General features: G+C 69.5%; 10 protein-coding genes. 6 read left to right on the top strand and 4 right to left on the bottom strand.

Going from position 1 to position 13,164, the window contains the following annotated elements; genetic code table 11:
• Window positions 1-2,753: 2,753 nt before the first annotated feature.
• The 3 genes from AOK17_RS53705 to AOK17_RS41610 form a co-directional block, all read right to left on the bottom strand.
• A complete protein-coding gene (locus AOK17_RS53705; protein WP_281198676.1) occupies window positions 2,754-2,885 on the bottom strand; it encodes a hypothetical protein in 132 nt (43 codons plus the stop codon).
• Between the two features lie 427 nt (window positions 2,886-3,312).
• On the bottom strand, window positions 3,313-4,326 hold the full coding sequence (locus AOK17_RS41615; protein WP_055617845.1) for a helix-turn-helix domain-containing protein: 1,014 nt from the start codon (window positions 4,324-4,326) through the stop codon (window positions 3,313-3,315).
• 70 nt (window positions 4,327-4,396) lie between these two features.
• On the bottom strand, window positions 4,397-4,810 hold the full coding sequence (locus AOK17_RS41610) for a hypothetical protein (protein ID WP_157881505.1): 414 nt from the start codon (window positions 4,808-4,810) through the stop codon (window positions 4,397-4,399).
• A gap of 783 nt (window positions 4,811-5,593) precedes the next feature.
• Here AOK17_RS41610 and AOK17_RS51055 point away from each other — a divergent pair.
• From AOK17_RS51055 to AOK17_RS41585, 6 genes are all read left to right on the top strand, one after another.
• Complete coding sequence (locus tag AOK17_RS51055; RefSeq protein WP_157881504.1) at window positions 5,594-5,734, top strand: hypothetical protein; 141 nt, start codon at window positions 5,594-5,596, stop codon at window positions 5,732-5,734.
• A 208-nt stretch (window positions 5,735-5,942) separates the two neighbouring features.
• A complete protein-coding gene (locus AOK17_RS41605; RefSeq protein WP_157881503.1) occupies window positions 5,943-6,326 on the top strand; it encodes a hypothetical protein in 384 nt (127 codons plus the stop codon).
• Window positions 6,319-7,854 carry a tetratricopeptide repeat protein gene (locus tag AOK17_RS41600; protein WP_055617842.1) on the top strand — a complete coding sequence of 512 codons (1,536 nt, stop codon included), beginning with the start codon at window positions 6,319-6,321 and terminating at the stop codon, window positions 7,852-7,854. The genes AOK17_RS41605 and AOK17_RS41600 overlap by 8 nt, the downstream gene beginning before the upstream one ends.
• Complete coding sequence (locus AOK17_RS41595; protein WP_055617841.1) at window positions 7,851-11,096, top strand: CHAT domain-containing protein; 3,246 nt, start codon at window positions 7,851-7,853, stop codon at window positions 11,094-11,096. The genes AOK17_RS41600 and AOK17_RS41595 overlap by 4 nt, the downstream gene beginning before the upstream one ends.
• Window positions 11,090-11,512 carry a hypothetical protein gene (locus AOK17_RS41590; RefSeq protein WP_157881502.1) on the top strand — a complete coding sequence of 141 codons (423 nt, stop codon included), beginning with the start codon at window positions 11,090-11,092 and terminating at the stop codon, window positions 11,510-11,512. Before AOK17_RS41595 ends, AOK17_RS41590 begins: the two co-directional genes overlap by 7 nt.
• Before the next feature lie 53 nt (window positions 11,513-11,565).
• The gene (locus tag AOK17_RS41585; protein WP_157881501.1) at window positions 11,566-12,474 is read left to right on the top strand and encodes a hypothetical protein; all 909 of its coding nucleotides are present in this window, start codon (window positions 11,566-11,568) and stop codon (window positions 12,472-12,474) included.
• A gap of 477 nt (window positions 12,475-12,951) precedes the next feature.
• Here AOK17_RS41585 and AOK17_RS51795 read toward each other — a convergent pair.
• Window positions 12,952-13,164, bottom strand: a 213-nt coding sequence (locus AOK17_RS51795; protein WP_206190925.1) for a hypothetical protein, incomplete at its 5' end; no start/stop codon positions are given.

Below are 13,164 nucleotides of genomic sequence, written 5' to 3'. Positions count from 1 at the left end.
CAGGCCGCCTGCCGGGTGGGGCAGTTGCATCATGCGGCTTTGCCGCCGGTGTGGCTGGCTGCAGCCGCGACGGCGGCGTGAGCGCGGCCAGGGTTGTGAGCAGACCTGCAACCGGGGCAGCGTGACCCGGCCGCCGATCGGGCCTGAAAGCCGGTATGCCAAGCCCTTGCAGCGGCCTGAGGGCCCATTCTTTTGCGCTGTCTCGTCTCCCGCGCAGTGCTGGCGCCGTTCACAAGGGAAAGGCAAGGTGGGAGACCCCCGCGTTCAAGGCGCCAACAGTGCCTCAATGCAGCAATAGTTGACGCCATGGTCTGACTGAACAACCGCAGACAACCGCAGTGTCTGAGCAGGTCAGAGCCATCCATTCCTCAGATTTGTCTCGCGGTGTCTCGCAGGCTTCTGGTTCTTTGAGTTCCTCGCTCATGCTGAGGAACACGAAGCGAGTCGCGTATGGTCGCTTCAGGCACCGTCGTAGGCCTCTGCAGAGGGGCCTTCCTGTGCCCGGCTGTTCGTCATTCTTCATCTGTTGGTCCAGACGGGGTGACGGAAGCATTGCGTGGGTGCTGGTTGCAGCCTCACCTGCGCCTCTGAGCGTGTGGCGGGGTCCGTCTGCTGGGCCCTGCCCACACGCCACTGCGGAGGATTGCCCGGCTCATCGGATAGGGCTGAAGCCTGCCGAAGCTGGCGTTTCGAGCGAAAGCAAGAGAGCGGCTGCCTGTGTGGGGGCTGCGTGGTCGGATATGTCTGGCCGTTACGGCGCCGGTCTCCGGCCCAGCCAGGTCCGTGACTGCCAACGACGTTCCGGATTGCTGTGCCTGTCGGCCACACCGTGGTCCTAGCTGGCTGGAGGGACGGCCAGGGCACTGTCGAGGCGGCAGCTTGACCACGCATGCAGCGGCTGCACGAGGCTTGTTGGGCCGCATGCTTGGACCTCATCCAGGCGGCCAGTGGGGTGGCCGAGCCGTACTGGGGAGCGCTCGAGGCCTCAAGTGTGTCAGCGGCCCTGAGGCAGGCTGGAGATGCTCAGGAGTTTCTGATTGGTCTCACGGGCGCCTGCGGCCATCCCGGGACCTTGGTACAGGGCCTTTTGGCAACAGCCCACGGACGAGGACGCTGGAGCGTGCCCTGAGGGGTCTTACGCCGGGCAGCTGGGCTGTGCCGGCAGTGATGGACGTGGCGGCGCACACTGGTGGTTTTGAAGGCGGCTGTACGCAGCAGGCCGCTGGTGGCTGTGACGTCGTTCAACGGCCCCTCGATATTGGCCACTTGGCCCCGGGAGGTCGCAGATCACTGCGTGACGTTCCGAAGCGGCCCCACCGCCATCCACCTGCAGGTACGGCTACGGGGTGGGGCCGCCGCAGACCGTCATCGAACGTCTGTCGGCGCCAGCGATGGCCAATTCGGTGGGGCCGGTTGTCGGCGTCGAAGCCACTGCTGGACGCCGGCGGGGCGTGGCTCGGTGCGCATCCGGCAGTCCAGATCGGACGGGTGCCTACTGTGCGGCCGGTCGCCCAGACGGGAGCGGGCCGTCAGCCAGGACACCGGGACATCGCACTGCGGCGGTCCATAGGCGGCGTGGACGTCTCAAGGGGATACTGCAGGGCAGGTTGAGGTGTCAGCCAGAGGGGAACCACTGTGCCGCATGAACTGGGTATTTCACAGAGCCCGGCGGTATTTGCACGGGCCTGCTCTTTGTCGTCAGGACGGGGTGTGCCAGAGAAACCGTAAATGCAAACGCCACAAAGTATTTGCCATTGCGAACGTCATGTTTCGTTTTTCATTGAATCTAGATAGGAGGGAGGTGATGTCGGACATTTTGCATTGCTGCTCTCTGGAGTGCATGATCATGTTTTATGGAAGTGGTCACCGATAAGGCTGACTGGGTGTGATGCTGGGAACTGCGGCGGTCTTCTTCCTATGGCTAGATTCTCTTGGTTTAGCGGACTCACGAAGCGGATGGAACCGGAAACTGCCAGTGCTGCATTCCTCTCGGTCGTGGGTGATGTGAAAAGACCTCAGGGCTCTTGGAGGCCTGATAGAAGTGCCTTGAAGAAAACGTCTTTCGGAAATCTTGTGCCTTCGTGGAGCGACTGAGGCTTTTCCGACCTCATGGCGGTCGGCGAAGATCGGCGTTTGAACGGCCTTGACCCGTGTTCCCTCCGGGCTGGGGCTGGAGGCTTTAACGAAAGATGTGGCCAGGATGTCGAGGCCGGCGTGGCCGCACCATCGCAGGTTCCGATACCGACTACCGGCCATCCAGTGAATCCACGAAGGTCCGCAGGTCGCCTCCAGCATGTCCGGGTCCGGTCACCACCGGGCTGTCGCGAGCCTGCGGGTTCGCAGGCTCGCCGAGGCCACCGCGTTGAGCCGGGATGCCGTCCAGTGCGGCCGTCCCAAGGGCTGGTGCAGCCGGCTTTGGAGCCGGCCTTGGGACGAGAGGACGGGGCATGGTGCTGGTCGCGGACTGAGCCGAGTCGCGGCCGTGAGAAGCGCCGTCCGTGCGGGCTTCAGCCGGGCGGACCACTCAGGCACAGGGAGCGCGTCGGCAGGGAGAACTGCCACGAGTGGGACAGCGGGCTGGAGAGGGAGGCCGTCGAGCTTGTGCGGCGACGGGCTCCGCTTTGTCCTCGGCCGCGGCGAGGACATCTCGCCGAGGCTGTCCTTCTCACCGGCCCCCAGCGGCACCGGGGCGGTGTCCGTGACGAAGGCCGTGGGTAGTCGTCGGGTCTCGTCCACCTCGGCGCTGTCGTCGTTCACGGGGTCCAGGAGAGCTCCTCGCTCCCCGCCGTACGTGAGGGCGGAGGGCGGCCTTCGGCGAGCTGGACGTAGCCGCGCGGCTGCACCGGCTTGCCGTCCGTGACGGTGTCCGCCGTGGACGCGAACACGGAGGCCTTCTACGGCATGGTGGCGTCGACGTCCTCGAGACGTTGGTGGAGGTGCACGTCGCGCGCAGGGCGCGAGGCTGAGGAGTCATGACAGGCGAGGAGACGGTGTGCTCCTGGCCGCGGTCACGGTGAGCCGGCACGGTGCGCGACCGTCCGGTCGCAGCCTCTGGGAAGACGGAGAGGCCGATGCTGCACGGGACCGGCGGCGCATGTCTGTGCTTCATCGAGTCGGACCGCGGCACACACCGCCGAGCCGTCGTGTGCCGTGCTGCTGGTGGTGCCCGAGCCGACCGGACACCGGCCCCGCCCGACGGGCATTCTGCCGGACGGGCGCGCGTCCTGAGGTGACGCAGCGAAGCAGCAAAAGGGAGGGGCGGGTACGAGGCCGACGAACACTTCGTACCCGCCCCTTGGGGAAGCGGGCCGGTTACCCGGCCCAGGGCTCGGCGATCCCGCTCTCATGGCAGAACCTGCCCCATTCCCGCCGTTCCTCGGGGGTGGGGGAGCGTACGAGCGTCTGGGCCAGCATGGTGAGTTCCCTCCGGGTCCGGGGGCTCGCCCCGACGGCCGCCTCGCTCGCCCGGGAGAGCATGTGGGCGGGCAGGAATTTGCCGGCGAACAGGCGGTCGACGAGAGGTATGTCCAGCCTGGCGCGTGCGGCGAACTCCTTGATGGTCACGCCCTCCTCGGTCAGCGCCCGCTCCAGCACGAACGCGAAGCGCGTGCGCGCGGGGGAGGAGACGACGTCCTCGGCCTGCTCGCGGGCCGGCTCCACCAGGCGAGACCTGCGCAGGGAGCGAGGCATCCAGCCGATGCGCACGTCACGCGCAGGGTCGAGACCGGCGAAGGTGCGCGCCCACCCCTGCTGCTGGCGTACCGGCACGCCGCAGCCGGCTAGGACCGCGGCCAGGTGGTCGAAGGTCATGGCACGCTCCCCGGCCAGGATGGCGCCGAGGGTGGCGCGACTGTAGGGGACACCGATGCGCTCGGTGGCCTGCGACAACTCGCGCAGCGACATGCCCGTGTACTTGCGCAGCGCGGTCAGGGCGAGGAGGAACTGCGTCTCGGTCTCCAGGCCGGGCACGACCGCTCGGCCCCGGGTGCGCTCCCAGTAGCCGAACGCCCGGGTTTGCAGCGCGGTCGCATCGGTGGGGGTTTTCTCCTCCTGCAGCTCGGACACCTTGTTCCACAGGCGACGCGCGGTCATGAGGTCGCCGTTGCAGGCGCGGACCCAGCCCTCCACGGTGCGCCACGAGACGCGGGGATCGCCGTTGTGCGCCTTTGACAGCGAGCCTTCCGAGACCCCGGACATTTGCGAGATCTTCTTCAAGGTCATGGACTCGGTGATCGTGCTGGCGTCGGACTGCGAGGTACGCAGGAACCGCGCGAGCTTGATCACCGGATCGTCCCGCTGGGGCAGCGGGTCGGGTGTACGGGCCATCGCCGGTCTCCTTCCTGTCCGGCCCGAAGGCCGGAGCCCGTCAGGGCCCCGGCCGGAGGGGTCCAGGACGTCAGGAGCTCAGCGAGGTCCGGACGTGGTTGGCCAGCAGGACGGTCAGCAGGACGCCCGCGACGGTCGCCTCGGTGGACTTGCCCAAGACCATGCACGTGACGACGACCGCCGCGACGATCGCCGTGATCGCCACGGACGGCCAGGACACCGTGTTCGCCGTGCTGTTGGCCGCGGCGCTCGCCGTGCCCGCCGCGGGCGGGGGCAGGACGACGCCGTGGACGACCAGCGGCGGGGAGCCGGGCACCGGCACGGACACTTGAGCCGCCGGCATGGTCGGCTCGGAAGGCTGCAGGGTGCCGTTGATGACGATGAACGGGCCCGGCGGCACGGCCAGCGAGGCCGAGAACGTCGAGCCCGCCGGGACACCGGGGGCGTCCTGCGCGGGAGTACAGGGGACCAGCCGGCCGTCCACAAGAAAGAACGGCCCGGTCCCCGTGGAAGACGAGCTCGAGGGCTCGTTGGAGAGGGTCACTGCTCTGTGCCTCACTGTTCGAAACTGCAGTTCAGATCGGGTCGAACGGTGGCGCCGATTACAACGGCGCCACCGTCAGGGGGTCCTGAACTCCTTTCACCTGGTGGTCCAGACAGGGATTTGGGTCGTGCTCGAGCACTGCGTGCCCCTCGGTCGCGTCAGTTGCAGCCGACGCCGTCGAGATGCGAGAAGTCCTCGGTACCAATCATGACCTACGCGCTACCACTCCCTGGAGCCGTGAGCCACTTCTGAAGATCATTCAGTGGCCCCTGCCTCCAGCTCAGTTGGGCATCCCCCCTGCTCAAACGACAGCCGAGGGCGCTCAACATCAGTGCACCGCCACGGCGTCGAGAACCAGGCACACGGCCCATGTAGGCCCTCCCAGTCCACGACGCGCTCGACGACGCAGCCCAACGACACCTCAACGGACCGGCTCCTGTGCCGAGTTCCCGACCCACCTCAACCGTCGCCTACACGCCGAAGACCCACCCCGGCAACCCGGCGATCGAGTCCGGCACAACTATCGCGGCGGCCGCCACGATCTCAACCACAGGGGCTGTGAACTGCGACAACATGCCTTGAATGAAGGAACGGTCAGTGCGCAGCCCGCACCGGCGCCGACCTGACCAGCCCCGACGACCACTCGGCTGAGCAGACGTACACCATGACCAGCACCCGACGCGCTGCTCAGTTGCCGCGGGCAAGCCCGTCGTCGCCAAGGTCTTGAAGGAGACGACCGAGCGCACGGCCTTCGCCAAGACGATCGAGAAGATGACCGTCACCGAGACCGGCGGCAGCACCAAGAGGAAGACGAACACCTCGATGGAGACGGCCACCACCGCCTCCGCGGACATGGACGGGTAGACAGGTGGCCGTCGTGCGCCTGGAGGGGCCACCCTCCAGGCGCACGCCCGGACGACGCCCACTGATCCGACCGGGGTCTACACACAGGATCTGAAGCGGGCCCGAAGAACGTCCTCGAGTCACCGGGGCACCCGGAACCGTCGGTGGGACGGTGCGTGGTGCACATTGACGTATGTCCAAGTCCCGTGCGGAGCATGAAACTTGGCCCGTGAGCCCACGACGCGGTTGGCGACGACGAGGCAGGGCGCGGGACGGAGCGCACCCGCCCCAGCTGCTCCAGGAGGAGTGGGAGCGGGGCGCCGTCTTTGACTATCTCGCGACCATGGAGAGGACCGAACCCGGCAACCCGATCTTCCCCGCCCTGGCCGCGCTCCTGCGCGCGGGGAGCACGCGTGAGGTGCTGGCCGCGGTGCGCGGCGAGCCCGAACTGCTCGGTGACCGGGCGCAGGCCGGTTTACGGCTGCTGGAGTTGCACGCGACGATGATCGGCGCCCCGATGATGCTCCGCGTAATCCGGCAGCGTACGGCCTGGCTGGAGTTCCTCCGGAACGCCGGGACGGATCCCGCACGGATGAGACTGCCGGATGAATGACGCCCCCCGGCGGCGGGCGCGGTTCACGGGGACACCGGAGCGGCTCCACGCGGCCCGACGATGGCTCGACCGGGCGTCCGCCGATGGTCCGCACAGCCGTGTCTTCCTCCGCGCGGCAGAGGTGATCGGCAGCGCTCTTGCCGAGCAGCGGATGTTCGACGCGGCGGAGAAGTGGCTGGGCACCGCCGCCGAGCACGGGGACTCGGTGGCCATGCGGGAACTCGGGTGCACTCTGGCCGACGCGGGCCGTCCAGCCGAGGCGGAGAGCTGGCTGCGGCGCGCGGTGGACGAGGACGACGCCGAGGCGGTTCTCCACCTGGGACGGCTGCTGTTGTTCTCGGGGCGTGCGGACGAGGCCCGGCCCTGGTTGGAGCGGGCCGTCGAGAACGATCCCACGGTGGCCGGGCGACTGGTGGATGAACTGCGGTGGCACGGCGCCCGGGAAGAGGCCGACCGGTGGGAGCGCTATGCGGCGGAAGCCGGGGACATCGATGCGGCCGGCGCCCTCGCGCTCGCCGCGTCCGCCCACGACGACCATGCGGAGAGCGAACGCTGGGCCGAGTGGGCCGGGCAGCTTGGGGACCCGAAGAACACCCTGCTCCGAGCCCACCTGGCCCGGGACCGGGGCGACGAGGCCATGATGGTGCGCTGGCTGGAGCGAGCCGTGGCCGAAGGTGACCTCGACGCGAAAGCCGCCCTCGGGGCGCACTTCGTCAAGCAGGGCGTGTCCGAGCGGGGGGAGGAACTGCTCGAACAGGCCGCCGATGCTGGCCACCCCTCCTCCCAGCTCTTGCTCGCCGCGCTGCTCTCCTCACGCGGAGAACTGGACGCCGCCGTGCGCTGGCTGGAGCGCGCGGCGCGCGCCGGCGAACTCGACGAGGTCCACCCGTACGGCGAGGCGTATCTGGCCGGTGGCCACATCGAGGCGGCCGAGGCCATCTGGCGGGCCTGCGCGCAGCAAGGGCACCCGGCGAGCATGCGGGACCTGGGGCGAGTCCTTCTGGGGCGCTCCGCCGACGAGGAGGCGGCCCGGTGGTTGCGCGAGGCTGTCACCGCCGCACCCGCGCTGCCGGACGCGCCGCTGATGCTGGGCATCGCCGAAGCCCGGCTCGGCCGGACGGACGCGGCGCGCCGCGCCTATCACCGGGCCGCCGAGCAGGGCGACGGCCGGGGCGCCCACAACCTCGGCATCCTGGCCGGCGAGGCGGGCGACACGGAGGCCGAGCTGCACTGGTACCTCGAAGGCGCCCGCTCGGGCGCGGCCAGCTCCATGTACAACCTCCATCACCTGACCCGCGAGACCGACGCAGAGACCGCGTACCACTGGCTGGTGCTCGCAGCGGCGCACGGTCACGCCGCAGCGGCCTCCCGGGTCGCCGAGATCGAGGCCCTTAGAGGACAACCGAAGGAAGCGGAGCGCTGGTTGTCGCTGGCGAAGGCGCTCGGGACCTCCCGCCCGGGTGCCGTCTCGGTCCTCCGCGGGGATCCCGGCGGCCCGGCCGGGAAACCGGAGAGGCAGGACCCATGACCGAGATGGCCCTCGAAGCACTGTTGCTCCTGGCGACCACGCAGCCGCTGCTCGATGACGACGCCGCGACGCGGGCAGTGTCGGCCCACCCCGTTGTCCTCCAGGCCACCCGGCACATCGGAGCAGCGGAGGAGCGCTACGACCAGAACAAGGATCCGAGCAGGCTGAAGGAGGCACAGTGGCTCTTCGAGAAGCTGATCGGACATCCGGCCTGGGCCGACGAGTGGGCGTACGGCCGAGCCCTCCTGCTGTCGAAAGTCAGCGGGATGACGCTGGAGAGCTTTCAGCTCACGGGCGACGAAAGGGAGTTACACAGGGCGGGGGAACTCGCGCGTGAGGCGGTCCACGCGGCACGTCGCTGCGTGGAGCTGATGGGGAGTGAGGACGACGCCCGGGCGGCCTTGCGCGCGATGATGCAACGGCACACACCGATTCCCGAACCCGCGGCCCCGGACGAACTCACCGCGGCGATGCGTGACGAGCGGCGCGTCGTCGCCTCGGTCCTGCCCACCGCGCTGCTCGCGCTCGGCAGCCAGCTGACGGTCGCCTTCGAGATCTGTGCCGAGCACGCCGTGATCGACGAGGCCGTCACCGTGCTCACCGAGGCGGAAGACTCTTCCGCGGCCGCTGCGCAAGACACGCCCGACCGCAGCACGAGCTGCGTCCGGCTGACCGGGGCACTCCTGTTGCGGTTCAAACACTACGGAGACCCGGCCGACGCCTGCGCCATGGTCGACATGGCGCGCCGCGCCGTGGCGCACGACCGGTCGGCCACCGCCCTGGACGCGCTCGGCTGCTGTCTGATCGCCCGCGCGGAACTGCCCGGGCACCAGCAGGACGCAGCGGAGGCGGTGGAGGTCCTGGAGGAGGCGGTGCACCAGGCCAGGGCGTGGCCGTGGGCGCGGGGCAGCCTCGCCGTGGCGCTCGCCGGGCGATACCGGCTGCACGGCAGGATCCGGGATGCCGAGAGGTCACTGGCCCTGACGGAATCGGCCATGGCCGACATCCCGGCGTCGGCCCCAGACCTGGCCCGGCTGCAGCAGAACGCGATGGGCATGCGGGAGGCACTGAGGGAGCGGCGCACCACCGTCACACCGACCGGGACGGCCGAGCCGGGGTCCGGCGCAGACAGCCGCGTGGACGCCGCCCGCCAGCTGCTCGCCGACACCCCGGCCGGTGCGCGCTCCCAGCCGGTCCGCCTCGGCGGCCTGGCCCACAGCCTGTGCGAGCAGGTCGAACGGACGCTTGATCTGAGGGCGCTGGCCGAGGCCGTCGAGAAGGCCAGGGAAGGCGTCTCGGCTGTACCCGGACAGTCGGCCGACCGGGCCCATGTGTTCGCCGCCCTCGGGCGGGCCCTCACCCTGCGCTACTGCCTGCTCGGCCAGGTATCCGATCTCGCCGAGGCCGAGACGGCCGCACAGGAGGCAGTCGCCACCGCACCTCCCGCCGAGCGTGCCGAAAGGCTGCTCGGCCTGGCTTCCGTGCTGACCCTGCAGGCGGCCCGCCCGGACAGCGCGGCCGACGCCACGGACGCCGCGAGCCGGGCCTTCCGGGACGCGGCCGGGGCGGCCAAGGTACAGCCGGCCGTACGGCTGCGTGTCTGCCGGACCTGGGGGTTGTGGGCCGCCGAGCGCGCCGCTTGGCCGGAGTCGGCCGACGCGCTGACCGAGGCCCTCGACGCCGCCGACCAGCTCTACCGGATCCAGACGGCCCGCGCCCACCGCGAGATGTCGCTGGGACAGACGCCCGATCTCCACGCGGACGCGGCGGTGTCGCTGGTCGGCACGGACGATCCGGAAGGAGCCCTCCGCGCACTCGAACGCGGCCGAGCCCGGCTCCTGGCCGACGCCCTGGCCCGCGACCGCTCCGCGCTCGACCGGCTGCGGGTGGCCGGACACCCGGACTTGGCGGACGCCTTCCACGCCTCGGGGGTACGGCTGACGGAGCTGGAGGGGCTGCTCGCCGGGCAAGGACACGCGGCCACCGACCCGGACGCCCTCCAACGGCAGCGGGCAGCAGAGGAGGACGCCCAGCACGACATCGTCCGGCAGATCCGGCAAGTCCCTGGATTCACCCAGTTCCTCGCCGCTCCCGACATCGAGGACGTACGTGCGGTGGCCCGGAACCGGCCGCTGCTGTATCTCGCGGCGGGCGGCCACGGCGCCGTCGCCATCGCCGTGGACCGTGCGGGCCGGATCACGGCACGATCTTTGAACGGCGTCGACGCAGCACAAGTGTCGCTACACGTGGCGGAGTTCGCCTCCGCCCAGTACGTACGCTCGGCGGATCCCGACCGCTGGCGGCGCGTACTGGACCGGGTCACCCGCTGGCTCGGCGAAGCACTCTTCGTCCCCGTCCTCGATCTGATGCCCCGCGACGGCGTGCTGGCGGTCGTCCCGTACGGGCTGCTGGGACTACTGCCCCTGCACGCCGCCCGGCTCCCGGACGCCAGGCCGCCGGACCCAGAAGGCGCTTCGCGACCACGCTTCGTCGTCGACGTCTGCGCCCTGACAATGGCCCCCAGCGCCCAGGCCCTCGCCGCCTGCTCGGCGCTCGCCGCACGCGTCGAGCCGGACACGCTGCTCACCGTCGACGTCGGCGAGCGGAAGGACATGCCCCCACTGCCCCACGCCGCGGAGGAGGCCCGCGACGTACTCGCCCTGTGGGGGCGCGGCCGGCGCCTCTCCGGCGAGGCGGCGACGGCCGCGCGGGTACGGGCCGCGCTCCCCAAACACTCCGTCCTCCACTTCGCCTGCCACGGCCGGTCGGACGTCTTCGACCCGCTCTCCGGGACCCTGTACCTCAACGGCACCGACACCGTCACCGTCCGGGACCTGCTGGACACCCACGGCCTGCGAGCCCGGCTCGCGATGCTGTCGGCATGCCAGACCGCCGTGATCGGCGCACATCTGCCGGAAGAGGCGATAGGCCTTCCCGCCGCGATGATCCAGGCGGGCACGGCCGGGGTCGTGGGGACGCTGTGGGAGATCCAGGACGTGTCCGGCTCGCTGCTGGTGCGCCGTTTCTTCGACCTGTGGCGGGCCGGTGAGGAACCGGTCCGGGCACTGCGTGACGCGCAACGCTGGCTGCGCGACACGACCAACGGCGAGAAGTACGACGCCTATCCGGGCCTCGCGGCCCTGCGACCGCCGTCCGACACAAGTCTGGAGTCAGGCTGGCGGGCGGTCCGTTCGTACGCTGCGCCCGATCACTGGGCCGCATTCACCTACACGGGATGGTGACCATGGAACCGGCATGGGAGCAGACACTGGAAGCCGGCCGGGCAATCCGCCCCTACTTGACCGAACTCTTCCCGGAGAGGCTGAGCACGCGCCAGGAACTGGATTTCTGCCTCGCCAGGGCGCTCGACCTGACAACCCGTGACGAGGAAGCTGCAGCCGCGAAGGTGCGCACGCTGCTCCGTGCTCACCCGGAGACCGCGGACTGGACCGCGAAGTTCGAGGCTCACGGCGCCCCAGAGGACGCGGCCCGCCGGGGACACGGACCGGGCGGCCCCGGCGAACTGGTCGTCGCGCCGCGTTACACCTGCCCTGTGGCCGACGACTACGTTTGGCACCGGCGGAGCGCCAGTGTCCTGCCGCCACTGTGCCCCACCCACGGCGTCAGAGTGCGGCCCGCGCCCCGGACCCCGCAGTGATCACCAGTTTCTGGGCCGGTCTCACCGGCCGTGTATCGGAACACGCCATTGGCTTGCTGCTCAGCCCTGCCTGCGGATTCTGGGTCGTCGGCGCCTGCGCGTGGCTGCTCACGGACCGTACGGCCGCCACCGCCTGGTGGGACCGTGCAGCCCGGCTCACCCCAGTCGGACAACTGGGCGTACTCGTAGTTGTACTACTACTGATTGCGGCATCCGGCGTGCTGGCCGAGCAACTGGCCCGAGGGGCCTTGCCCGTGCTCCAGGGCTACTGGCCGCGCGCCTTATCGCCGCTCAGGAAGCGACTCGTCGCGAGGCAGTGGAAGCGCAAGGAGACGTGGGACGAGCAGTGGGCCGAGCTATACGCCCAAATCGACGAGGCGGCCCAGACGGAAGAGGACGGGACGGCGGCGGTGGACCCCGGCCTGCTCGACCAACTCCTCGTCCACGAGCAGCGGCTGACGGAGATTCCCGGGCACCGGGGCCAGGTGATGCCCACCCGGCTCGGCAACGTCCTACGGGCTGGCGGGACCCGTGTCCACGATAAATACGGTCTCGACGCGGTGCGCTGCTGGCCCACACTGTGGCTGCTGCTTCCCGAGACGACCCGCACGGAGGTCGCCGGGGCCAGGACCGAGCTCGACTCGGTAGCGGTCTGGTGGACATGGACGGTCCTACTGACGGCCTGGACGGTGCTGACTCCCTGGGCCTTGCTCTTGGCCCTGGGCAGCAGCGCTCTCGCCCGTACCGCATTGATCGCGAGCGCCGTACGGTACGCGGACCTAGTAGGAGCAGTGTTCGACGTACACCGGGGCCTGCTCTACGAGGCACTGGGAAGGCCCCGCCCAGCCACGCCGCAGGATGAGATCACCGCAGGCCGGGAACTGACGGCCGCCCTCCTACGCGGACCGGCGCTCGCACAGCCCCCACTTACAGACGGCGGCCGCCCCACCGGCCTGCGCTGAGGGCCCGCTGATAGACCGAGCGCACTGTAGAGAGCTGGGCGAGGCAAGCGCGTTTGCCAGCCCTGTGCAGCCCCCATACCGCACGCCGAAGCCGGCGATGACGGATCCGCTCCCCAGCGAGGAAGCTGCCGATCTTCGAGGTACCCGCGGTCTTCGCCCGCACGGCGAACTCCTCGGAGCCGGTGGCACTCAACGGTGCAGAGGCCGACTGCCCGCCCACCTACATAGCATCCACAAAACCACCAAGCGCCGACAGGCGCGCCAGCCCCGCCCATCCACCCACGGGCCACCAGCCACGTACCACCCCCAACACCCAGTCATGACACCCGACATGACACCGCGCCACATCCAAAAACCGCCCGACACAAACCACAGAGGATTTGCCGCCAGGCGAATCCCAGAGGCGAAAACCCCGGAGCGCGCCAGCGCTCCAACGGTTCACACCACCCAAACCCAATAAAAGGACGCGTCAGCGGCCTAACAAAAACCAAAAGCAAGAAATTTTGCCGCCAGGCAAAATACATAAACCCAAATTACCACCCACAAACCCAGAATTTGCCGCCAGGCAAATTCACGCGCAAAACCAAGGGACGCGCCAGCGGCCCGGCATAAACCACAGAGAATTCGCCGCCAGGCGAATTCCGGGGCGAGGAATTCCGCCAGGAATTCCCAAAGGGGCTTATGCCCCTC

The organism is Streptomyces phaeochromogenes, from assembly GCF_001418655.1.
Lineage (GTDB): Bacteria > Actinomycetota > Actinomycetes > Streptomycetales > Streptomycetaceae > Streptomyces > Streptomyces phaeochromogenes.
The sequence above is the reverse complement of the archived record's forward strand: the minus strand, read 5'-3'. Positions and strand labels throughout refer to the sequence as shown.